Origin of the sequence: Flavobacterium sp. (assembly GCF_036405015.1) — a bacterium.
Classification (GTDB): domain Bacteria; phylum Bacteroidota; class Bacteroidia; order Flavobacteriales; family Flavobacteriaceae; genus Flavobacterium.
Genome location: NZ_DASWYK010000005.1, coordinates 16,472 through 39,297, shown reverse-complemented (window position 1 = coordinate 39,297; position 22,826 = coordinate 16,472). Strand labels below are relative to the sequence as shown.

The 22,826-nt window shown below is 32.7% G+C and carries 22 protein-coding genes and 1 pseudogene; 20 read left to right on the top strand and 3 right to left on the bottom strand.

What is annotated here, in order from left to right:
- A pseudogene (locus VGE71_RS00620) lies at nucleotides 1-213 on the top strand (DUF1456 domain-containing protein); the annotation flags it as partial.
- 200 nt (nucleotides 214-413) lie between these two features.
- Here the strand turns inward: VGE71_RS00620 and VGE71_RS00615 are convergent.
- Complete coding sequence (locus VGE71_RS00615) at nucleotides 414-1,127, bottom strand: LytTR family DNA-binding domain-containing protein (RefSeq protein WP_331136568.1); 714 nt, start codon at nucleotides 1,125-1,127, stop codon at nucleotides 414-416.
- 51 nt (nucleotides 1,128-1,178) lie between these two features.
- The gene (locus VGE71_RS00610) at nucleotides 1,179-2,171 is read right to left on the bottom strand and encodes a histidine kinase (RefSeq protein WP_331136567.1); all 993 of its coding nucleotides are present in this window, start codon (nucleotides 2,169-2,171) and stop codon (nucleotides 1,179-1,181) included.
- Nucleotides 2,172-2,390: 219 nt separating this feature from the next.
- Between VGE71_RS00610 and VGE71_RS00605 the strand changes: the two genes are divergently transcribed.
- A complete protein-coding gene (locus tag VGE71_RS00605; RefSeq protein WP_331136566.1) occupies nucleotides 2,391-3,188 on the top strand; it encodes a DUF5694 domain-containing protein in 798 nt (265 codons plus the stop codon).
- A gap of 188 nt (nucleotides 3,189-3,376) precedes the next feature.
- On the opposite strand, the gene sucC is transcribed toward VGE71_RS00605, so the two are convergent.
- Nucleotides 3,377-4,570 carry an ADP-forming succinate--CoA ligase subunit beta gene (gene sucC / locus VGE71_RS00600; RefSeq protein ID WP_331136565.1) on the bottom strand — a complete coding sequence of 398 codons (1,194 nt, stop codon included), beginning with the start codon at nucleotides 4,568-4,570 and terminating at the stop codon, nucleotides 3,377-3,379.
- 416 nt (nucleotides 4,571-4,986) lie between these two features.
- On the opposite strand from sucC, the gene gltB reads away from it, so the two are divergent.
- The 18 genes from gltB (at nucleotide 4,987) to VGE71_RS00510 (ending at nucleotide 22,824) form a co-directional block, all read left to right on the top strand.
- Nucleotides 4,987-9,504, top strand: a complete 4,518-nt coding sequence (gene gltB, locus VGE71_RS00595; RefSeq protein WP_331136564.1) for a glutamate synthase large subunit — start codon at nucleotides 4,987-4,989, stop codon at nucleotides 9,502-9,504.
- A gap of 174 nt (nucleotides 9,505-9,678) precedes the next feature.
- Nucleotides 9,679-11,133, top strand: coding sequence for a glutamate synthase subunit beta (locus VGE71_RS00590; protein WP_144214915.1), 1,455 nt, complete (start codon nucleotides 9,679-9,681; stop codon nucleotides 11,131-11,133).
- 726 nt (nucleotides 11,134-11,859) lie between these two features.
- The gene (gene lysA / locus VGE71_RS00585; RefSeq protein WP_331136569.1) at nucleotides 11,860-13,095 is read left to right on the top strand and encodes a diaminopimelate decarboxylase; all 1,236 of its coding nucleotides are present in this window, start codon (nucleotides 11,860-11,862) and stop codon (nucleotides 13,093-13,095) included.
- A 170-nt stretch (nucleotides 13,096-13,265) separates the two neighbouring features.
- A complete protein-coding gene (locus VGE71_RS00580) occupies nucleotides 13,266-13,880 on the top strand; it encodes a hypothetical protein (protein ID WP_331136563.1) in 615 nt (204 codons plus the stop codon).
- Between the two features lie 342 nt (nucleotides 13,881-14,222).
- Nucleotides 14,223-14,687 carry a hypothetical protein gene (locus VGE71_RS00575; RefSeq protein ID WP_331136562.1) on the top strand — a complete coding sequence of 155 codons (465 nt, stop codon included), beginning with the start codon at nucleotides 14,223-14,225 and terminating at the stop codon, nucleotides 14,685-14,687.
- 19 nt (nucleotides 14,688-14,706) lie between these two features.
- Nucleotides 14,707-15,417: a hypothetical protein gene (locus tag VGE71_RS00570; RefSeq protein ID WP_331136561.1), complete on the top strand. Its 711-nt coding sequence runs from the start codon at nucleotides 14,707-14,709 to the stop codon at nucleotides 15,415-15,417.
- Nucleotides 15,418-15,530: 113 nt separating this feature from the next.
- Complete coding sequence (locus tag VGE71_RS00565) at nucleotides 15,531-15,920, top strand: helix-turn-helix transcriptional regulator (RefSeq protein ID WP_331136560.1); 390 nt, start codon at nucleotides 15,531-15,533, stop codon at nucleotides 15,918-15,920.
- A gap of 95 nt (nucleotides 15,921-16,015) precedes the next feature.
- Nucleotides 16,016-16,657, top strand: a complete 642-nt coding sequence (locus tag VGE71_RS00560) for a hypothetical protein (protein ID WP_331136559.1) — start codon at nucleotides 16,016-16,018, stop codon at nucleotides 16,655-16,657.
- A gap of 50 nt (nucleotides 16,658-16,707) precedes the next feature.
- Nucleotides 16,708-17,157, top strand: a complete 450-nt coding sequence (locus tag VGE71_RS00555; protein ID WP_331136558.1) for a hypothetical protein — start codon at nucleotides 16,708-16,710, stop codon at nucleotides 17,155-17,157.
- A 58-nt stretch (nucleotides 17,158-17,215) separates the two neighbouring features.
- Complete coding sequence (locus VGE71_RS00550; protein ID WP_331136557.1) at nucleotides 17,216-17,578, top strand: hypothetical protein; 363 nt, start codon at nucleotides 17,216-17,218, stop codon at nucleotides 17,576-17,578.
- 236 nt (nucleotides 17,579-17,814) lie between these two features.
- Entirely contained in the window at nucleotides 17,815-18,372 is a 558-nt protein-coding gene (locus VGE71_RS00545) for a hypothetical protein (protein ID WP_331136556.1), read from the top strand.
- A gap of 33 nt (nucleotides 18,373-18,405) precedes the next feature.
- Complete coding sequence (locus tag VGE71_RS00540) at nucleotides 18,406-18,873, top strand: DUF1572 domain-containing protein (RefSeq protein ID WP_331136555.1); 468 nt, start codon at nucleotides 18,406-18,408, stop codon at nucleotides 18,871-18,873.
- A 55-nt stretch (nucleotides 18,874-18,928) separates the two neighbouring features.
- The gene (locus VGE71_RS00535; RefSeq protein WP_331136554.1) at nucleotides 18,929-19,915 is read left to right on the top strand and encodes a hypothetical protein; all 987 of its coding nucleotides are present in this window, start codon (nucleotides 18,929-18,931) and stop codon (nucleotides 19,913-19,915) included.
- A gap of 20 nt (nucleotides 19,916-19,935) precedes the next feature.
- The gene (locus VGE71_RS00530) at nucleotides 19,936-20,424 is read left to right on the top strand and encodes a YegJ family protein (protein WP_331136553.1); all 489 of its coding nucleotides are present in this window, start codon (nucleotides 19,936-19,938) and stop codon (nucleotides 20,422-20,424) included.
- A gap of 15 nt (nucleotides 20,425-20,439) precedes the next feature.
- A complete protein-coding gene (locus tag VGE71_RS00525) occupies nucleotides 20,440-21,150 on the top strand; it encodes a M949_RS01915 family surface polysaccharide biosynthesis protein (RefSeq protein ID WP_331136552.1) in 711 nt (236 codons plus the stop codon).
- Between the two features lie 309 nt (nucleotides 21,151-21,459).
- Nucleotides 21,460-21,786, top strand: a complete 327-nt coding sequence (locus VGE71_RS00520) for an ArsR/SmtB family transcription factor (RefSeq protein WP_144214933.1) — start codon at nucleotides 21,460-21,462, stop codon at nucleotides 21,784-21,786.
- Nucleotides 21,776-22,273 (top strand): SRPBCC domain-containing protein, encoded by a 498-nt coding sequence (locus tag VGE71_RS00515; protein ID WP_331136551.1) that lies wholly within the window; start codon nucleotides 21,776-21,778, stop codon nucleotides 22,271-22,273. The genes VGE71_RS00520 and VGE71_RS00515 overlap by 11 nt, the downstream gene beginning before the upstream one ends.
- 47 nt (nucleotides 22,274-22,320) lie before the next feature.
- On the top strand, nucleotides 22,321-22,824 hold the full coding sequence (locus VGE71_RS00510) for an SRPBCC domain-containing protein (RefSeq protein WP_331136550.1): 504 nt from the start codon (nucleotides 22,321-22,323) through the stop codon (nucleotides 22,822-22,824).
- Nucleotides 22,825-22,826: the final 2 nt, after the last annotated feature.

The following is a 22,826-nucleotide window of genomic DNA, read 5'->3' as shown; positions in this document are numbered from 1 at the left end:
AAAGCCGAAATCCCTAAAAAAGAAACCTCTAAAGTAAGACCAGAATTTAAAGCAGCTCCAAAAGATGCTGAGAAATACAGAGGTGATCAAAATCCTTCAAAGTCTGGTTCATCAACTGGAAAACCTAAAAAGAAATCATTCCCAAAAGGAAACGGAAAACCAGTTGTTGTAGAAAAAGTGGTTTTCAAAAACGGTAATAAGAAAAAGTCTTAAAGTTTAACCGCAAAGGACGCTAAGAATTACGCAAGGTTCGCAAAGATATTTTATAGCCACAGATTAAAAGATTAACGCAGATTTTTAAAATCCCTCTAATCTTTAATCTGTGGCTATATTTTATTTAAACATGCAGCTTTGCGAACTTTGCGTTTATATATTCACAATATTTAGCAAAAAAAACTTTGCGTGCTTTGCGGTTAAATTTTATTCTGATCAATTTCATCAAAAAAGGCATCTTTAAAAGTTGCTCCGATTGGTAGTTCTTTTCCATTTACAAAAACAGAAAAATTATCCGTTGATTCAATGTGTTGCAATGAAACCACATACGATTTATGAGTTTGAATAAAATTAGTTGAAGGAAGCGATTCAATTACATTTTTTAATGACGAATGTGTAATAATCTGTTGTTTTACTGTATGAATACAAACATAATTTTGGAGACTTTCAACATATAAAATATCATTCAGAAACACTTTTTGGAATTTATTTTTCCCGTCTGTTTTTATAAATAAAAAATCTGGAGCATTATTATTGCTGTTACTTGAAACTTCTATTTTTGGCTCAGAATTGAGTTTAGAAACTGCTTGGTAAAAACGCTCAAATGCAATTGGTTTTAAAAGATAATCGACGGCATTCAACTCAAATCCTTCTAAAGCAAAATCAGGATAAGCGGTTGTAAAAATGACTTTTATATCTTTGGAAATAATTTTAGAAATCTGCAAACCTGTCAATTGAGGCATTTGAATATCCAGAAAAATAACGTCTACAGTTTGCGTATTGAGAAATTCCAATGCTTTTAAGGAGTCATTAAAAACACCGACTTTTTCCAGAAAATTTACTTTTCCGATATAGTTCTCTAATATTCTCGTTGCAGGCGGTTCGTCATCTATAATTATGCATTTAAAGGCCATAGATTATTTCTTTAGTGGTATTTTCAAGTAAGTCTTAAAGGTATTATTTTCTTATGTTTTTTCAAGAATAAATTGATTCTTATATGTGTATTCTAATCTTTTAGTCAAGTTATCAAAACCAATTCCAGTTGAAGAATAATTTTCTCCTTCGATAAAATAATTAAAAGTTGAAATTTCTAAAAAATCGTTCTTTATTCGAATAGAAATAATAGCTTTTTCTTCTTCATTATTAAATTTTCCATGTTTAAAAACATTTTCAACAAAATGAACCAAAGCCGAAGAAATAATTTTTTCGTTGGAATAATTTCCTTCAACCGAAAAATCTAAAAACAGCTGATCTTCAAACCTTTTCTTCTGTAAATGAATATAATTTTGAATGAACTGAATTTCTTTTGAAAGTATCGCTTCTTCTTTGTCTGTTTCGGTAATTACATATCGAAGCAAATCAGAAAGCACCAAAACATCATCTGCCATTTTATCGTCTTTCAGAATCAATTGACTGTAAAACGAATTCAAAGTATTAAACAAAAAATGCGGGCTCACTTGCGCCTTCAGCATCTGGAATTCGGCTTTTTTATTCTCTAATAATAATTCCTGATTTTGATGTTGCGCAGTCTGAAATTGCCAGAACAAAAAAGTCAAAGCACTTAAAATTACAGCCGGTAATCCGTAGAAAAAATTGTCTTTTATGTAATAGCTAATTTCTCTTGCTTCTTCATAATAATTATGCATTCCAGTAATACTATACATTACAACTTCTTCCAAAAAGTATCGAATACCAGTGAAAAGTAATAAAGAAACCGGAATCGTCAGAATGTAAAAAAATAATTTCTTTTTATTTAAAAACCATTCACAAAAGAAGTAAAAATTAAGAATGTAAATAATAAATACGGCAAGCATATAAGACGGAGTAATTCCTAAATAAATTGCTTTTAGAATAATTTCTACTTTTCTATTATTTAGTCCAATATCCCAAAAAATATAGGTTAGAAATAGTAAAAAGAAAAGGATGATATGATAGTAAAATGGAATTTTTGATTTCATGTTTTTGATAATTAACTCAAAAATACAATTAAGCGTTAAATAGAAAATTATATTTATTTAAAAGATACTTTTTTAGGGATGAACCATCAAAAACGTTACACGAAATTATTACTTTATAAATTTCAGGCGTTTATAAAATGAAATCTTATGTTCATCAAAAACAAAAAATTGAGGTCAAAAGACGGAATACATTTGTCATGAATTTAAAAACAAATAATCATGCAAAAAATCATTTTACTACTAGCTCTTATTACATTTAACATGACATCTGCTCAAACTAAGAAAAAGCAGATTTTATTGGTTGGAACTTTTCATTATGCCAATCCTGGTCTTGATGTTGCTCAACTAAATAATTTCAACATCATGTCTGAAAAAAGCCAAAAAGAACTCGAAATTATGAGTGACAAAATCAAAAAATTTGGTCCAGATAAAATATTTGTAGAATGGGAATTTAAGAAACAAGCCGACTTAGACAAGTTTTACAATAAAAACACCGACAGTCTTTTTAAAGCTAACAAAAGCGAAATAACACAATTGGCACTTCGCACGGCTAAAAAACTGAATCATAAAAAATTATACGGAATGAATCTTTACACTTCTTTTCCCTATGACAGTTTAATGAAGTCAATGGAAAAAGCAAACCAAAAAGATTTAATGGAGAAAAATAAGTTGACAACGGAGAATTTTGAAAAACAACATAACGAAAAAATTAGAAAAAGCACTTTACAAGAAATGATGCTGTATTACAATACAAAACAAGCCGAAAATGAAAACCTTCAATGGTATTTGGAAGTTGCCAATAGAGCTGGAAATCCAGATGATTTTACTGGACCATCTTTAGTTTCAAATTGGTACAAAAGAAACCTATACATGTACTCATTAATTCAGAAATTAACAGATAGTACAGATAATAAAATAATGGTTTTAGTTGGCGCTGGTCATGCTTCAATTATTAGAGAATTTATAATGCACGATCCAACATTTGAAATTGTGGAATTATCAACTGTCTTGAAATAATTGGTTTTTAACCGCAAAGCACACAAAGGTTTACGCAAAGTTCGCAAAGTTATTTTTACATAGCTTTGCGAACTTTGCGTTTATATTCACAATACTTGGCAAAAAAACCTTGCGTGCTTTGCGGTTAAAAAAAAAAATCCACTCCGCAAAACGGAATGGATTTCTATATAATTTGATTTCTTATTTAATTAAGAAAGAGCAGCTTTAACTTGGTCAGCAGCTTCTTGGAATTGAACTGCAGATAAGATTGGCATACCAGAGTTGTCAATTAATTCTTTTGCAATTTCAGCATTTGTTCCTTGCAAACGAACGATAATTGGTACATTGATAGCGTCTCCCATGTTTTTGTAAGCATCAACAACACCTTGAGCAACACGGTCACAACGAACGATACCTCCGAAGATGTTAATTAAGATAGCTTTTACGTTTGGATCTTTCAAGATAATTCTGAAAGCTGTTTCAACACGCTTAGCATCAGCAGTTCCTCCTACGTCAAGGAAGTTAGCAGGCTCAAAACCAGCGTATTTAATTAAGTCCATAGTTGCCATAGCAAGACCAGCTCCGTTTACCATACATCCTACAGTACCGTCAAGGTCAACATAGTTAAGACCAACTTCTTTAGCTTCAACTTCGATTGGATTCTCCTCACGGATATCTCTCATTTCAGCATATTTAGGTTGTCTGTATAAAGCGTTATCGTCGATATTTACTTTAGCATCTACAGCTAAGATTTTGTTATCAGAAGTTTTTAATACAGGGTTGATTTCAAACATAGAAGCATCAGAACCAATGTAAGCATTGTAAAGTGCGTCGATGAATTTCACCATTTCTTTGAAAGCATTTCCAGAAAGTCCTAAGTTAAAAGCAATTCTTCTAGCTTGGAAACCTTGTAAACCTACAGAAGGATCGATTTCTTCAGTAAAGATTAAGTGTGGAGTGTGCTCAGCAACTTCTTCGATATCCATTCCACCTTCAGTAGAATACATAATCATGTTGCGTCCTGTACCTCTATTCAATAAAACAGAAACATAAAACTCAGAAGTTTCGCCTTCTCCAGGATAGTAAACATCTTCAGCTACTAATATTTTGTTTACTTTTTTACCTTCTGGCGGAGTCTGAGGTGTAATCAATTGCATTCCGATGATTTGTTCTGCTAACTCCTCAACTTGTTGTAAGTTTTTTGCCAGCTTAACTCCACCACCTTTTCCACGACCACCTGCGTGAATTTGTGCTTTTATTACATGCCATCCTGTACCAGTTTCGGCAGTTAATTGTTTTGCAGCAGCCACAGCTTCAACCGCATTGTTAGCCACAATTCCGCGTTGTACGCGTACTCCGTAACTCGCTAAAATTTCTTTTCCTTGATATTCGTGTATGTTCATAATATAGAATTTGTCTGGTTCTGAATTTATTTCAGAATAAAAGTGCGACAAAAGTAACAAATAACAACTTAATAGGAAAATCTTTTTCAATTAAATAAATGTTACCTATAGGTATAAAGCGTTGAATTTTTAGCAACGCAAACAAATCGTTAACGAAACAATTTGTTAATGTTAACACAAAACCGCTAAAACGTTTGATATTTAACAAAAATTTCACTGGATTCAATAGCTAAGCGACGATTTTTCTTAATATATTTTATCATCAATTATGATTTTAATAATTCGCAATGCTTTCTTTAATAATATTATTATTTAAGAACCCTTTTTCTAATATTACAACAAAAATGAAAGCGAATATATAATTTCAATACATTATGTTTAACGAAATCTGTATTTTTGTAAAAAAAATATCAAGAATGAGAGTTAAAGAACAAGGGCTTTATCTGCCTGAATTTGAACACGACAATTGTGGTGCAGGATTTATTTGTAATTTGAATGGTATTAAGTCAAATGATATTATTCACAAAGCATTAGACATCTTAATTAAATTGGAACATCGTGGTGCCGTTAGTTCTGATGGAAGAACTGGTGACGGGGCCGGAATTTTATTCGACATTCCTCATGATTTTTTTAAGAAAGTTTGTGACTTTGAAATCCCAGAAGCGCGTGAGTATGCAGTAGGAATGGTTTTTTTACCAAAAAGCAAAAACCAGGTTTCTTTTTGTATTAATGCATTTGAGGCAACAATTAAAGATCAGAACTTAAAAGTTTTAGGTTGGAGAGATGTGCCAGTTGACGTTGAAAATTTAGGTGAAATCGCCGCAGAAAAAGAACCAACAGTTAAACAAGTTTTCGTTTCTAAGAACGGTCAGGATTTAACTGAAAATGAATTTAATGCAAAACTTTTTGCAGCTAGAAAAATTGCTGAACATGCCGTAAGAGGATCTAAAACTTCTGAAAGCCACATGTTTTATTTTACTAGTTTATCGACCACTACTATAATATATAAAGGTCTATTGATGCCAGAAGACATCAGCCGTTATTATATAGATTTGAAAGATCCAGACTTGGTGACTCGTCTTGCACTTGTACACCAACGTTTCTCTACAAATACATTCCCTTCTTGGGACTTAGCTCAACCGTTTAGATACATGTGTCATAATGGTGAGATCAACACACTTCGTGGAAACGTAAGCCGTATGCGTGCTCGTGAAGAGCTTATGCAAAGCAAAGTTTTTGGCGATGATATCAAAAAATTATTCCCAATTATCTTAGAAGGAAAATCAGATTCTGCTTCTATGGATATGGTGGTTGAACTTTTATTAATGACTGGCCGTTCTCTTCCAGAGGCAATGATGATGGTAGTTCCTGAAGCTTGGGAAAAACACCAAACAATGTCTCCAGAGAAAAGAGCTTTCTATGAGTATAATGCTTGTATCATGGAGCCTTGGGATGGTCCTGCTTCTATTCCGTTTACTGATGGTAACGTAATTGGAGCTTTACTTGACAGAAATGGTCTTCGTCCTTCTCGTTACACTTTAACAAAAAGTGGATTCGTAATTATGTCATCTGAAATTGGTGTATTAGATATCGATCCAGAAGATGTAATTCAGCACGGACGTTTAGAGCCAGGAAAAATGTTCTTGGTTGATATGAATGAAGGTCGTATCATCGAAGACGAGGAAGTCAAGAAAGCGATAGTTACAAAACGTCCGTACCAACAATGGGTGGAGGAAAACTTATTGCCACTTGCAAAAGTTCCTTACACGAACAACCCTACTCCTGTTGAAAAATTAGATTTCTTAACAAGACAGCGTTTGTTTGGTTATACTATTGAAGATTTAAAAACAATCATCAACCCAATGGGTAGCGACGGAGCTGAAGCAATCAGTTCTATGGGTAACGATACGCCTTTGGCCGTTTTATCTGATCAGCCACAATTGTTGTACAACTACTTCAAACAATTGTTTGCTCAGGTTACAAACCCACCGTTGGATGGTATTCGTGAAGAAATCATTACGGATATCAGTTTAGCAATTGGAGGAGATTTCAATATTTTCGAAATCGAATCGAAACAATGTAAAAAATTAAAAATCCAAAATCCAGTTGTTTCTAACGAGGATTTGGATAAAATCAGAAATATCGATCACCCAGATTTCAAATCGGCTACTATTTCTACTTTATATAAAATAGAAAAAGGAGTTAACGGTTTAGAAAGAGCGCTTGAAAAATGTGTTCAGGCAACTTTTAAAGCCGTTGAAGAAGGATGCAACATCATCATCTTATCTGATAGAGGTGTAAGCGAAGAATTAGCTCCAATTCCGATGTTATTGGCTTGTTCTTACATTCACCACTCATTAAACATTTTACAAGTTCGTTCTAAGTTCGGAATCATCATCGAATCTGCTGAACCACGCGAACCGCATCATTTTGCCTTATTGTTCGGATATGGCGCAAGTGCGATCAACCCTTACATGGTAAACGAAATCATTCACGATCAGGTTGAAAAAGGTTTCATTACAAAAGTAAAAGCTGATTACGCTGTTGTAAACTACAACAAAGCGATCGCGAAAGGAATCGTAAAAATCATGAACAAAATTGGTATCTCTACTTTACATTCGTACAGAGCCGCTCAAATTTTCGAGATTTTAGGATTAAACAAAACATTTACATCTAAATATTTCCCTTACACGCCTTCTAGAATCGAAGGAATTGGTTTAATGGAGGTTGAAAAAGAAGTGAAAAAACGTTTCCAAAAAGCTTTCCCAAATTCAAAAATTGCAAACTTGCTTTCTCTTGAAATTGGAGGTATTTACAGATGGAGACGTGGTGGTGAAAAACACATGTTTAACCCAACTACGATTTCTAAATTACAACAAGCAGTTCGTTTAAACAGCCCGGAAAGCTATAAAGAATATGCTAATGCTGTAAACGAGCAAAGCTCAAACTTAATGACCATTAGAGGTTTATTTGAATTCAACAATTTAGATCCAATTTCTATTGATGAAGTAGAGCCTTGGACAGAAATCGTTAAGAAATTCAAAACTGGAGCAATGTCTTATGGGTCTATCTCTAGAGAAGCGCATGAGAACTTAGCTATTGCGATGAACAGAATTGGAGGAAAAAGTAACTCTGGAGAAGGTGGAGAAGATCCAAAACGTTTCCAGAAAGAAATTAACGGAGATTCTAGAAACTCTGCAATCAAACAAGTTGCTTCAGGACGTTTTGGTGTTTCGATCAACTATTTGACAAACGCTAAAGAAATCCAAATCAAAATGGCTCAGGGAGCAAAACCTGGAGAAGGTGGACAGTTACCTGGAGAAAAAGTAGTGCCTTGGATTGCTGAAACTAGAAACTCTACGCCTTATGTAGGTTTGATTTCACCTCCGCCTCACCACGATATCTACTCTATTGAGGATTTATCTCAGTTGATTTATGATTTGAAAAATGCAAACCGTGAAGCTCGTATCAACGTAAAACTAGTTTCTGAAGTTGGAGTTGGAACAATCGCTGCCGGTGTTGCAAAAGCAAAAGCTGACGTTATCTTAATCTCTGGTTATGATGGAGGAACGGGTGCTGCACCATTAACTTCATTACAACACACAGGTATTCCATGGGAACTTGGTTTAGCTGAGGCACAACAAACACTTATCTTGAACGACTTAAGAAGCCGTGTAGTTTTAGAATGTGACGGACAGTTGAAAACAGGACGTGACGTTGCAATCGCAGCTTTATTAGGTGCTGAAGAATTCGGATTTGCTACTGCTCCGCTTGTAGCTTCTGGATGTATCATGATGAGAGCTTGTCACTTAAATACTTGTCCAGTTGGTATTGCAACTCAAGATCCTGAATTGAGAAAAAATTTCAAAGGAACTCCAGAGCACGTAATCAACTTCATGTATTTTATTGCTGAAGAGTTAAGAGAAATCATGGCTCAGTTAGGTTTCAGAACTTTAAAAGAAATGGTAGGTCAGTCTCAAAAATTAAACGTAGACAAAGCGATCAAACATTATAAAGCTAATGGTTTAGACTTATCGACTATTCTATACAAACCGGAAAAAGCGAAAACGGTTCCAAATCATAATACAACTACTCAGGATCACGCTCTTGAAAACGTATTGGATTTTGATATCATCAAAGAAGCTATTCCATCTATTTATAGAAAAGAGAAAACGAGAGTTACTTTCAAAATCAAAAATACAGACCGTTCTGTAGGTGCAATTTTGAGTAACGAAATCTCAAAAATTTATGGCGCACAAGGATTACCAGATGACACTATTTTAGTTGATTTTGAAGGTTCTGCCGGACAAAGTTTTGGTGCATTTGCAACAAACGGATTGTCATTTAAAATTCACGGAAACTGTAATGATTACTTAGGAAAAGGTCTTTCTGGAGGAAAACTAATTGTAAAAGTACCTCCTACTGCGACTTTTAAACCTGAAGATAACATCATTATCGGGAACGTTGCCCTTTACGGAGCTATTACCGGAGAGGCTTATATTAATGGTATCGCAGGAGAGCGTTTCTGTGTGAGAAATTCTGGAGCAACAGCAGTTGTAGAAGGAATTGGAGATCACGGATGCGAGTACATGACAGGTGGTACAGTTGTAGTTTTAGGAAAAACTGGAAGAAACTTCGCTGCTGGTATGAGCGGTGGTGTAGCTTACATTTACGATCCAAACAAGAAATTCGATTCAACAGTATGTAACATGGAAATGGTTGCATTCGATCCATTGGAAGAAGAGGACGTTACTAAACTAAGAAAACTGATCAGAAACCATTCATTGTACACAAGCAGTCCATTAGCTAAGAGAATTTTAGCAGACTGGGAAAATGAACAACAGCACTTCGTAAAAGTAATGCCAACTGATTACAAAAAAGCATTAAAACGAATTGCAGAAGAAAAACAAATAGAAGAATTAATAGCGGGATAAATGATTTTAGATTTTAGAATTCAGATTTTAGATTAAACTTAACCTCAAAGCTTTGCGAACTTAAAAACGTTCCAAAAAGCGAAATAAAGAACCTTGCATTCTTTGCGGTTAAAAAAAATTGGAATTTGGAATTTAAAAATTGGAATTTAATCATTTACATTTAATAAAAATGTCATGGGTAAAATAGGCGGATTTAAAGAATATAATAGAGCCGACGAAAGTAATTTAGCAGTTGCAGAACGCGTTTCGAACTACAACGAATTTACTATTCCGGTACCAAAAGATAAATTAAAAGAACAAGGATCAAGATGTATGGATTGTGGTATTCCTTTTTGCCACAGTGGATGTCCGTTAGGAAATTTAATTCCTGACTTCAACGACATGGTGCATCAGGAAGAATGGCAGAGTGCATTGGAAATTTTGCAATCTACAAACAACTTCCCAGAATTTACAGGTCGTTTATGCCCTGCTCCATGTGAGAAATCATGTGTATTAGGAATCATCAAAGATCCGGTTTCTATCGAAAACATCGAGAAAAGCATCATCGAAAGAGGTTTTGCTGAAGGATGGATCAAACCTCAGCCACCAAAAACTAGAACTGGAAAAACGGTTGCCGTTATTGGTTCAGGTCCTGCTGGTCTTGCAGCGGCTCAACAATTAAACAGAGCGGGTCACACGGTTACTGTTTTTGAAAGAGACAACGCAATTGGAGGTTTATTACGTTACGGAATTCCGAATTTCAAATTAGAAAAAGGAATTATCGACCGTCGTGTAGTAGTTCTTGAAGCAGAAGGAATCACTTTCAAAACCAATGTAAATGTTGGTGTAAACTTCAGTGTTGAAGAATTAAACCAATTCGATTCTATCGTTTTATGCGGAGGAGCAACTGAAAGAAGAAGCTTGCCAACCAAAGGAATAGAAAGCAAAGGTGTTGTTCAAGCAATGGATTTCTTGACTCAACAAACTAAAGTTTTATTTGGAGAATCAATTCCTGACCAAGTTAAAGCTACTGGTAAAGATGTAATCGTTATTGGTGGTGGAGATACTGGTTCTGACTGTATTGGAACTTCTAACAGACACGGAGCGAAATCGGTAACTAACTTTGAGATTTTACCAAAACCTCCAGTTGGAAGAAGCGAAACAACTCCATGGCCTTTCTGGCCGTTACAGTTGAAAACTTCTTCTTCTCACGAAGAAGGTTGCGACAGAAACTGGTTGATCAATACAAAAGAATTCATCTCTAACGAAAAAGGCGAATTAACTGGATTGAAAACGGTTGAAGTTCAATGGAAAATGACTCCGGGTCAAAGACCAGAATTAATCGAAAAAGAAGGTTCTGAGAAAATCTGGCCTTGCGACTTAGCGTTATTAGCTCTTGGATTTACAGGTCCAGAGAAAACATTAAGCGAGCAGCTAGGTATCGAAACTGATATGAGAAGCAACTATAAAGCGCACAACTATCAGACAAACGTTCCTCACATTTTCACTGCTGGTGATATGAGAAGAGGACAATCATTAATTGTATGGGCTATTTCAGAAGGTCGCGAAGCAGCAAGAGAAGTAGATTTATTCCTAATGGGATCTACAAACTTGCCTACTAAAGGAAAAGGAGATCTTCCTAGCTTGTAATTTTTAAGATTCTGAGACGCTAAGTTGCTAAGGTTTTCTTACATACTGCATCTATGAACTAAAAATTAAAACTATAAAAACACAACACATACTATTTGACAAACCCCTGAATTTCCATTCAGGGGTTTTGTATTTTATGCCACAGATTTCACAGATTAAATGGATTTTTTATTTGCCACGACTCGAGCGATAGCCAACAGACGAAGCAATAACACTAATTACCCTAATTTATTTATTCAATCAATTTCAAATATAGCCCACGGTTTCAACCGTGGGGACGCAATGCAAATTCTCAACGATACGCAACAATACGTTTCCCACGGTTGAAACCGTGGGCTATGTTTTACAATGATTGCGAAAGAATTGTTTAAAATTATTTATGACTCCCAATATAAATTAGAGAAATTCGTGAATTCCTTCGCCTGTTGGCTATCGCTCAGGTTGCGGCGGAAAAAAATAATCTATTTAATCTGTGTAATCTGTGGCAAAAAATCAATTCAGCAGTATTTTTGAATTAGAAAAATTCGTGAATTCGTGGCGAAAAAAAAATCAATTAGTGGCAAAAAAACTTAGTATCTTAGCACCTCAGAACCTTAAAACTCTTTAAAAGAGTTATAAAATTCCAAAAACAACAACTTCTTGTTTAAAAACAAACAATTTGTTATAATTTGTTATTTTTCTGCAATTAATTTGCAGTTACTCAAAAGAGTAATAACTTTGTCTAAAATAAGTTTAAAAATGCAAGCAAAAGATTTACTGCAGTTAGCAGACCAATTTGGAAGTCCATTGTATGTTTACGATGCTGAAAAAATCCAATCTCAGTACAACAGATTAACTAAAGCTTTCTCTAAGGTGGAGAACTTAAGAGTTAATTACGCCATGAAGGCATTGTCTAACGTTGCGATTCTACAGTTATTAAAGAACATGGGGTCTGGCTTAGATACTGTATCAATTCAGGAAGTTCAGTTAGGACTTCACGCTGGCTATGATCCTGACAAAATTTTCTTTACACCAAACGGAGTTTCTTTAGAAGAAATCGAAGAAGTTGCCGCAATGGGTGTACAAATCAATATCGACAATTTATCTATTTTAGAGCAATTCGGAACAAAACATCCTCATATTCCAGTATGTATTCGTATCAATCCGCACGTAATGGCGGGTGGAAATGCAAATATTTCTGTTGGACATATTGATAGTAAATTCGGAATCTCTGTTCACCAAATTCCGCATATTTTGCGAATTGTGGAGAACACAAAAATGAGCATTGTGGGTATTCACATGCACACAGGATCTGATATTTTAGATATCGAAGTATTCTTGTATGCTGCTGAAATTCTGTTTGATACAGCTAAACATTTCAAAGATTTACAATTCTTAGATTTCGGAAGCGGATTCAAAGTGCCTTACAAAAAAGACGATATCGAAACAGACATCGAAGAATTAGGTAAAAAATTATCTAAAAGATTCAACGCTTTCTGTACAGAATACGGAAGAGATTTAACGTTGATTTTCGAACCAGGAAAATTCTTGGTGAGCGAAGCAGGTCATTTCTTAGTAAAAGTAAACGTAGTAAAACAAACAACATCAACAGTATTTGCTGGAGTTGACAGTGGTTTCAACCACTTGATTCGTCCGATGTTATACGGATCATCACACCATATTGAAAACATCTCAAACCCAAAAGGAAAAGAGCGTTTTTACTCTGTTGTAGGATACATTTGCGAAACCGATACTTTTGCAAACAACCGTAGAATTCCAGAAATTACAGAAGGTGACATTTTAGCTTTCAGAAACGCTGGAGCATACTGTTTCTCAATGTCTTCAAACTACAACTCAAGATACAAACCAGCCGAAGTTCTTTGGAAAGACGGAAAAGGAATCTTGATTCGTGCGCACGAAACTTTCGAAGATTTACTTAAAAATCAAATTCCGTTGCCAGAAGAAATTGCTGCAACAGTTTAAAAATAGAAAAAAAGAGAATATCTACGAAGTCCCGTTTCTTTATTGAGGCGGGATTTTTTTTGAAATAACTAGTTGAAAATAGACATGATTTTTATTAATTGAATTAAAATATAATTGAGCTATATTAGCTGAGCTTATAACAAAAAACTAAATTAAAATTAAAACCCACTATGTTAAATATTAATGAACTATATACAATAATCGCAGATAAATTAACAATTTCTAATATTAGTCCATATGTCAATATTTTATCTGGTATCGGTACATTCATTTCAAGTATAATTGCACTATTTGCCTTAAAAGAAGTCATAAATCAACGAAGAGCAATGTATAAACCAAAACTTTATTTGAATGAATTTACACTTTCTGTTAAAGCTAATCCGTTTTTAGGTGATTTAGATTTTTACAATTTTCACCTTCATAATCTTTATGAACCAGAAAATAAAGATAATGACCATAAATTTTCTATAATGGCTCAATTTTTCTTTGAAAATATTGGTTATGGTGTTGCTAGTAAAATTAATTATAAATGGACTTTTGACCACATAAAAGCAATAAAAAAAATATGCTCTATAGATTCTGATTTTAATTACAAAATTGATACAAATAACAAAAACATTACAATTACAAAAAAAGATAGCCTTCATGATTCTTATGATTTTGGAAATCTGAATGAAATAAAAAAAATTGATTTTATAAAAACCGAAAGTTTAAAAAAAAAACACAAAACCCTCCTCAATTCCAATAATAATTACAGGATTACATATGGATTATGTTATGATTAAGAATAAAATATTCACAGAAAATTCTCCATGGTTTGATGAAGAAAATTTTAATGATTTCCCTCCCCTTACTTTAGAAGTATCCTATGAAGATCTGGTTGGTAAAAGATATAAGACAATTTACAATTTTAAACTAAAATGTTCAAATTCCTTTTACCAACAGAATTTTAACTCTATTAACACAAAAGAAGAGTTTGCTTTTCTAAGTTTTTCCATTGAATAATTAAAAGACGTATTCATAATCATTTATCCATCTAATGAAAAGAGCAGCTTACGGATTACGAAGACAAAGAAATTCACATGCATTTTTTAGATTAATCTATTACAAACTATAAAACCAAGAGAGTGTCAAAAAGAAAAAAAAGAAATTTCGATACTGAAAATTTTCGTTTATTCTATCAAATTCAGTACGACAGAATAGAACAATTAGAGACAAAACGAGAAAATTTTTGCAATTATATTATAACTATTAGCTCAGCCATAATTGTACTGACTTTTACCAAAGAAGTAAATTTAACATTACTTAATAAAACTTTTTTACTTGTGTTTATAATTCTAACAAATATATTGGTAATCATTTTTATAGACAAAACACGTCTTTGGGTTAAAATGCACCAAAAAAGGATTAAGGAAGGATGTAAAAGACATGCAAAAGAACTTAATAATATAAATAATTATGTTGGAAAAGCAGAAAGTGATAATGATTTTTTCAGAAGAAGTAGAATATACTCTTATGTGCATAGTTTAATTATTTTATTTTCATTTTTACTTTTAATATCAGAAAATCATTTGTTTGTTAACAGTCAATAAACCTAAAAAAACTTAAAGAATGAAAGAAAAACTACCAATAAAGCATTTTTACAAAAATCCAATTTATATATTTTTAATATCTATTATGTTAATTGCTGGCTATTTAATTGCACTATATTATCTTAAAAAATACTTCCTAAACAACAACGATAAAAGCGGATTTAGACTTAGTGAATATGCTGATTATATTGGAGGAATACTTAATCCTTTATTCACTTTATTATCGACATTTTCCATTATATTACTTACTTATATTATTTCAATAAATGAAAACAATAAAGTAGATGAAACAATTATCACGCAAAAGAGAATAACATTAAATGAAATGCGTCATGAAACTTTAAAAGCCTTAACTGAAAAATTAAACCTTTTTATATATCAACTTGACAAAGTTCCAATTTACAATGTAAGAGAAGGTAGTTTCACTCAAAAAGTTATAACAAGTAAATTGGAAAGGGATGAAGAAAAAAAACTAAATGAAAAAGTTTCTACCTTATTAATAATAAGTTACGAATTAGAAAATTTCAGACAACTAAATTATTTATTTTTAAACCTTTTTAATGATGAAGAATTCCTTTCAGTTTATAATTCATTAATGAAATTAATGACCCAGTTAATCACACAACAATCTTCAATCAAAATGATAACTACTAATAATTTAGAAAGTTACATTGAATTGCAAAATGAACTTGTCAATAAAATAGGGAATTATATAATTTCTGAATTTTAGATGTTCTTAGTAATTTCCAAAAACCAAAAGATCAATTCCTGTCTGAAAAAACATATATTTGTTATTCGAAAAATAACAAACAGTATTTCATTCAAAAAAATTACCTTTGAAATATGAGCACAACAACAAAACCAAGACATATCGGTAGAAATATCAGCCGAATTAGGGAACTTCGAGGTATGAAGCAGGAAGCGCTTGCACAGGCAATTGGTACAAACCAACAGGCTATTTCTGGTATTGAAGGAAGTGAAACCATTGACGAAGCAAAACTGGCTAATATTGCAGAAGCACTTGGAGTTACGGTAGAAGCCATTAAAAGTTTTTCGGAAGAAAATGTATTTAATTATTTTAATACTTTTAATGAATCTGTTACAGGAAGCTTTATCACAAATAATTCTTGCAATTTCAATCCACTTGACAAAGTTGTTGAACTTTACGAACGTTTGGTTCAGGCTGAAAAAGACAAAGTGGAGTATTTAGAAAAATTACTAAAAGGGAAATAATTCCTCAATATTATAAATTTTATGAAAGCACAAATATCATCTTATTTTGTGCTTTTTTTGTGCACAACCAAAATTCAAATCCAAATTTTAAACCTATGAAATTAAATCTACTCACATTCTTTTTTGTCTTATCAGCAAGTTTTATTTATTCTCAAAAAACAATCAAAATAATTTTAGACCCAAAAATAAAAGCGTTGGCTCTTGAAAATATAAATACAACAAACAACGGATCACAATATGCGATAGATTCGATTTATGGAACAGTTTATAGAGGAAAAAATATGGTCGAAGACACTATATTTTATGATCATCTAAAAAATGATTTTACAAAAAAAGATTTTATGTGTAATCATTATTACGAAAATGACACACTTATTATTAAAGGTGGTTTTGGCAGTAGATTTCAGGTATATGGCTTTGTTGCAAAAGTTTATCCAAATAAAACTGCTCAAGTAAAATTACGTAAGTATTGGGGGTATCCATCTTATTTTACAAGCAGAGATCAAGTAGATGCGAAAAGTGAAATATTAGTGGACACAAGGACTTCAAAACTTGTTCTTAATAGACTCCCTAATAACAAATCTGATCGCAAACATATTTATGGCTGTGTTGATTTTTTAAGCGAAGATTTTTTTGTTGAAATGAAAGACAAAAAAACAGGAGAACTTTACAAAGAAAAAAACACAATGGAATACAAGATTTACTTTGATAGCCGATATCTAAAAGATGATGAATAATTTTAAGAGCCTCCATGCTCTTTTCTTAACAACTTTAACCCCAAAATTTCATGAAACTCACAATCCCCCTATCAACCCTACTCCTACTATTCACAACAAATCTATTCAGCCAAACCATCGCTGATTTAAAACTAAAACCAAAAGAAATTCCTAAAAATTATGCTGTAAGCGACGGAAATATTTGCATTACACCACAGGCTTGCACTTTCTATAATGACATTCAAACCTATAGCAATATTGTTGGAACTGTAAAAAGTAAAGCCATTCAGAGTTTCAGAAGCAAAGGAGACAGTGGTTCTATCATGTATTTTGAATTTGAACACGTTTTTAAAGGTGATCGATTCCTGCAAGGTTTATTATGGGGAAAAGCCGGAGAACCAACAGACGAACATCCAGAAGAATATATTGCAAAAGGAAAATTTCTAGTCATTTGGAGTTTAAAATCTGAAAGTCCGTTAAAAGAAAAGTCTGAAACTAAAGTAGAATCGCTTTTAGAATAAAATCCTCATCAAAGCTTCATTTTTAATTCGTAATTTTGAAAATTATAAAAAAATCAAAATGAAACCTCAAATACGAATCTTACTTTATTCCATACTCTTCTTTTTATATTTAACTGCAACTCAGTTTTTCCTATCGCTTGGGCAAATATTAAAAACAGATCCTTACATCACTCTTGGTTGCGGGTTTGCTGTTTTTAATCTGATATATGCTTTTTTCGCTTTAAAATGGAAGCCGCTTTTAAATATAATTTGTGCGGTTGGAATTGCCGCTTTATCTTTATTTCTGGCTTTGCAATTTACCAATCTTCATTATTTTATAGATTACGATCCGTATCAGGTTAAAACGGCCATTTTTGCTAATGCCGTTTTGTCTATTATTTTTTGGGAGATTGTGTATCAAGTGAAGATTAGAAAACAATAAAAAAAATCAATTGCCTCCAGCTTTAGTTAGAGGTTTATATAGAAAGTCTAGAATAGGCTTTAACCAAATGAGTAAATTTTGGTTAAAGCCTCTTTCTTTTTATTCATTTAAAAAAATAGAGAAAATCTAAAAAAACACACTCTAGCACACTCAGTCCTACAATTTAAAAGACGGAATTTCGTACATAATTTTCTATATTAGCATTTTAAATTTTATCCAAGCCAAAAATGCCTAATATGAAAATTAGAACTTTAATCCTTTTATCAGTACTTACTATTTCTTGTAAAAAAGAAACAAAAACGGAAATCGAAACTCCACAAACTATAGCAAAAGACAGTGCATCTATTTCTCCAAAAGAAGAACCTGAAACTCAAAAATCTGATACAATTGTGCTTTCGACAAAACACAAAACCAACAAAATTACATGCGATCTTGACGGAGATAATTTAGACGAAACCGTAGAAATATTCAGAAGTACCAAAAACAAAAAAAGCGGACTGAAAATTACTTATGGAAATGGAAAAAGAACAGATTTTCTAGGTTTTGGAAATGATATTCTAAAACAAGGTTTTGATGAAATTGACTGGGTTGGCATTTTTGAAAAAGCTCCTAAACATGAAGTTTACTTTAATAATGTAAATGATGATGGCGAAATTATTGGTGAAGAACAAGTTGCAGAAGAAGACAAAATAAAATTGCCAAACGACGGAATTTTTATTCACGCTGATGAAAGCTGTGGCGGCGGTGTTATTTATCTAAAAAATGGTAAATACGAATGGATTCAGCAGGAATAAAGAGATTATGATTTAACCTAAAGTATTCTGAATATGAAAAGTACATCTGAAATTGCAAATCGTTTTAGAGAAGTCATTTTAAACGGAACCTGGATTGCAAATACCAATTTTAAAGATCAGCTTGAAAATCTGGATTGGAAAATGGCAGTTAGTCCGGTTCAGAATTTAAATACTATTGCTGCTTTGGCGCAACATATTCATTATTATATCGACGGAATAAATACTGTTTTTAAAGGCGGAAATCTCGATATAAAAGATAAATTTAGTTTTGACTTTCCTCCTGTTCAATCACAGGAAGAATGGAATATTTTTCTAAATAAATTCTGGAATGCTGCCGAAGAATTTGCTTCGTTAGTAGAACAAATTCCTGATGAAAAACTCGATGAAAGTTTTGTCGATATCAAGTACGGTTCATATAAAAGAAATATTGAAGCGATGATAGAACATAGTTATTATCATTTAGGCCAAATCGTTTTGATCAAAAAATTACTGACCAATTAGAACTTCTTTTTCCAAAAATCACAAACTTACAAACACATTGATTCTACAATTAAAAATGAAGAAACTACTTTTACTTTTGCCTTTATTCTTATTGTTTATTAACTGTAAGAAAAACGAGCCAATACAGAAAAAAGAAATTAGTAATACTGCTAGTGACACCACAAATATAGCTGACGTTAAAAATGATAGTATCGCTTTATTAGAACTCACTAAAAAGCTTTACGAATGGGAAGAAGAAAAAAGTACTGGAAGCGACTTCAGTCCTATCGAAGATCAAAATACAGACAGTATTTATAGCGGAATCGATATGAAACTTCATAAAGCCCGACTTAAAGAACTCGAAAACACTCATTTATTTTCAAAAGACTTTATTGCGAATTACAATAAAATTGCCCTAAAAATTGATGCTGATTTTAAAAATGGAAATTTAAAATGGAATGTTGGTGAACTGCCTCCATTTGGTACTGGTGCAAGTCCGTGGTGTAATTGCCAAGATACTCCTGATAATTTTTTAAATAAAATCTGGATCATGCATCTTTCAATAGAAAACAATAAAGCATTCTACAACTGGAGCTGGGGCGATGGAATTGTTTATAATATCAAAGCTGTAAAAGAGAATAATGAATGGAAAATATCCTATCTAGAAGGTTTTGATTACGAAAGCTTCGTTAACAGCTTTCAGAAAACAAACGATTTTACTGGAAAATGGAAAAACGATATGGTTTCACTTAGTATTGGTGATACTTCGCTGGCCTTCGAATATCATGGACAATGCGTTTACTTTTACCCAATTCGTAAAATAAGCAATACTGAATTTGAAATGATTTGGGCTAGAGAAATGGACTGCAAATTTGATAACGGAACAGATGAAACTTTTGGATTAAAAGAGATTCCGCAAATTGGCAAACCATTTTCTAAAATGACCCTTAAAAACAATACTCTACATGTTCAGTACTATTACAAAAAATGGGTAGAAAAATATAGTGAACAAACAGATGGTGTTTTTACAACAGAATATACAAAGTATAGAGAAGAATATTAATTACCAAACCCAACAAGCGCATGAAAACAAAATTTTTAATCTTAATAGCTATTCTTTATTTAGCCAGCTGTAAAGATTCGAATAAAATTGAAAGAGAAGGCGAACCAACAATATATGGAGTAAAAAGTGAAGATGAAGAAATGAACGCCGCTATTTTACAAGCGAATGAAACCTTAGACGATTTCAAAAAAGGACTATTGGATCCTACTGCTGATAGCCACGCCTTAAAAGTTAAATTCTCAAATGAAAAAGGCATCGAACATATGTGGATTGGCGATATTGTCTACAAGGATGGTCAATATTCTGGCATTCTAAACAACGAACCCGAATACGTTACAGAGTATAAATCGGGAGATAAAATAGAGGTTGATGCTTCTAAAATTAGCGACTGGATGTATCTCGTAAATGGGAAATTACATGGTGGTTACACGCTTCGCGTTTTACGCAACCGAATGACTGATGAAGAAAGAAAACAACTGGATGAAGAAAGCGAAATGCAATTTGATTAATCTCTAAAATACTTTATGAAAAATATACTACTCTTACTGTTATGCATTACGCTGTTTTCAAACTGTAAAACAGATAAAAAAGAAGCAATCAAAACTAATATTTCTACTAAAGAATCTTCAAAAGAAAAACCTTTTGTATTGAACGTTGAAAAAATCGATTCAACACAATTTCCAGAATCAATAAAATATGAGGGTTTTATAAAAAATGCCGTTCGATGGAAAGACAAATCGGGTGACAATATTGTCATTACTACAGAAACCGGTTATCATATTAATAAAAAATTCGAACACGATTCTGATGGATCTGATGCTGAATTATTTGCTTATCATTATATTATTTCGGGAAATGAAGCAAAACAAACTTGGAGAGTTTACGATTTTATTGCTGACTGTCCTGTTGATATTGTGGCTTCGTTTGTAAAAAACACTTTTCAGATAACCGATTTAAACCAAAACGGAATTGCTGAGACATGGCTTATGTACAAAACCGTTTGCCATGGAGATGTAAGTCCATGTAATATGAAAATTATTATGTACGAAGGAAATCAAAAATATGCTGTTCGTGGCGAAAGTAAAGTTGCTGTTGGAATTGATGATAATGGTAAAAAACAATTTATTGGAGGCGAATATAAACTAGATGCGAACTTTAAAAAAGCTCCAAAAGTCTTTCAGGAATTTGCTCAAAAATTATGGAAAGATAATTTGATTGAAAACTGGGAAAATTAAACATCATTCCATTTAGTTTACATTGATTTAAGTTTTATACAATCATAATTAAAACTTTTACCCCTTCTAATTTAGCCGTGACAGAGCCGATACTTTCAGAAAAACCAACAAACAAGATATTAATTTCCAACAACTTACAAATAAATTTAGAAAGAAATTATGTAACACATCTACATAAAAAAAGGTGCATCTTTGATGCGCCTTTCTTGTTTACGATCTTATTAAATTAAAAAAAATGCTATTTATTTATTGCGCAACCAAAAAGTTGCATATATTTGCAACTGATTAGTTGCGTAATTTATTAAATAAATGAAACGAGATATTTTTCAGGCTATTGCCGATCCGACCCGTAGAGCGATTTTAGTTTTAATCTCTTCGACAGCATTAACTCCTAATGCAATTGCCGACCAGTTTAAAACTACAAGACAAGCTGTCTCTAAACACATTAAAATACTAAATGAATGTGATTTACTAGAAGAAAAAAAACTGGGCAGAGAAATTTATTATCAGCTCAAAATTGACAAAATGAAAGAAATAGATCATTGGCTGGAACAGTTTAAAAAGATTTGGGAACAACGTTTTAATCAATTGGATCAAGTATTAATGAATTTAAAATCTAAAGAAAATGAAATCTGATCTTTTAATGAATTTTGCTGTAGACAAGGAAAATAAAACAGTAAGTATAAAACGCGAATTCAATGCGTCATTATCCCATGTATGGTCTGCCTGGACAGAACCCGAAATTCTAGATTTATGGTGGGCACCGGCTCCTCTTCAATCAAAAACAAAATTTATGGAATTTAGAGAGGGCGGAAAAAGATTGTACGCAATGGTAGGCCTTGATGGAGTAGAACGTTGGAGCTTTTTTGAGTATAGTTCTATTTCTCCTAAAACAAATTTTAAGCATTCTGCTACTTTTTGTGATGCGGAAGGAAATGCAAATTCAGAATTTGGAAGCTCATATTGGGATATTACTTTTTCTGAAAAAGAGGATTTAACAGTTGTTGATATCCATATAAAACGGGACAGTTTTGAAGAACTACAAAAAATAATAGAAATGGGCTTTAAAGAAGGATTTACCTCTGCATTGAAAGGTTTGGATAAAATCTTAGCAGAAAAATAAAACCGTTTCAAACCAAATAACTATTTACAAATTAAAATCTAAAGAAAATGAAATCGAATCTATTAATGAATTTTACGGTAAATAAGGAAAACAATACGGTAAATGTAAAACGAGAATTCAGTGCTTCATTATCAAATGTCTGGTCTGCCTGGACTGAAGCCGAAATTCTCGATCAGTGGTGGGCACCGGCTCCGTGGAAATCAAAAACAAAAAGCATGGAATTTGCAGTAGGCGGACGACGATTATACGCTATGGTTGGACCCGAAGGTGAAGAACATTGGGCATTGGCAGATTATACTTCGATAAATCCGAAAACAAATGTCAAATGGTTGGATGCTTTTTGCGACAGCGAAGGAAATTTAAATGACGAATTTCCGCGTTCAGATTGGGATGTTACTTTTTCAGAAAATGGTGATAGGACTTTTGTTGAAGTTGCCATCAAACACGAAAAACTATCTGATCTGGAAATGATTATTCAAATGGGCTTTAAAGAAGGTTTTACCATTGCAATGGAAGGTTTGGACAAAATTTTTGATGCAAAAGCAAAATAATA

Coding starts and splice junctions, on each gene's coding strand:
- VGE71_RS00580 (WP_331136563.1), top strand. CDS start 13,266: ATGTTAAATATTAATGAACTATATACAATAATCGCAGATAAATTAACA.
- VGE71_RS00525 (WP_331136552.1), top strand. CDS start 20,440: ATGAAAAATATACTACTCTTACTGTTATGCATTACGCTGTTTTCAAAC.
- gltB (WP_331136564.1), top strand. CDS start 4,987: ATGAGAGTTAAAGAACAAGGGCTTTATCTGCCTGAATTTGAACACGAC.
- VGE71_RS00515 (WP_331136551.1), top strand. CDS start 21,776: ATGAAATCTGATCTTTTAATGAATTTTGCTGTAGACAAGGAAAATAAA.
- VGE71_RS00605 (WP_331136566.1), top strand. CDS start 2,391: ATGCAAAAAATCATTTTACTACTAGCTCTTATTACATTTAACATGACA.
- VGE71_RS00510 (WP_331136550.1), top strand. CDS start 22,321: ATGAAATCGAATCTATTAATGAATTTTACGGTAAATAAGGAAAACAAT.
- VGE71_RS00540 (WP_331136555.1), top strand. CDS start 18,406: ATGAAAAGTACATCTGAAATTGCAAATCGTTTTAGAGAAGTCATTTTA.
- VGE71_RS00545 (WP_331136556.1), top strand. CDS start 17,815: ATGAAAATTAGAACTTTAATCCTTTTATCAGTACTTACTATTTCTTGT.
- VGE71_RS00565 (WP_331136560.1), top strand. CDS start 15,531: ATGAGCACAACAACAAAACCAAGACATATCGGTAGAAATATCAGCCGA.
- VGE71_RS00570 (WP_331136561.1), top strand. CDS start 14,707: ATGAAAGAAAAACTACCAATAAAGCATTTTTACAAAAATCCAATTTAT.
- VGE71_RS00530 (WP_331136553.1), top strand. CDS start 19,936: ATGAAAACAAAATTTTTAATCTTAATAGCTATTCTTTATTTAGCCAGC.
- VGE71_RS00555 (WP_331136558.1), top strand. CDS start 16,708: ATGAAACTCACAATCCCCCTATCAACCCTACTCCTACTATTCACAACA.
- VGE71_RS00550 (WP_331136557.1), top strand. CDS start 17,216: ATGAAACCTCAAATACGAATCTTACTTTATTCCATACTCTTCTTTTTA.
- VGE71_RS00590 (WP_144214915.1), top strand. CDS start 9,679: ATGGGTAAAATAGGCGGATTTAAAGAATATAATAGAGCCGACGAAAGT.
- VGE71_RS00560 (WP_331136559.1), top strand. CDS start 16,016: ATGAAATTAAATCTACTCACATTCTTTTTTGTCTTATCAGCAAGTTTT.
- VGE71_RS00520 (WP_144214933.1), top strand. CDS start 21,460: ATGAAACGAGATATTTTTCAGGCTATTGCCGATCCGACCCGTAGAGCG.
- VGE71_RS00535 (WP_331136554.1), top strand. CDS start 18,929: ATGAAGAAACTACTTTTACTTTTGCCTTTATTCTTATTGTTTATTAAC.
- sucC (WP_331136565.1), bottom strand. CDS start 4,570: ATGAACATACACGAATATCAAGGAAAAGAAATTTTAGCGAGTTACGGA.
- VGE71_RS00615 (WP_331136568.1), bottom strand. CDS start 1,127: ATGGCCTTTAAATGCATAATTATAGATGACGAACCGCCTGCAACGAGA.
- VGE71_RS00610 (WP_331136567.1), bottom strand. CDS start 2,171: ATGAAATCAAAAATTCCATTTTACTATCATATCATCCTTTTCTTTTTA.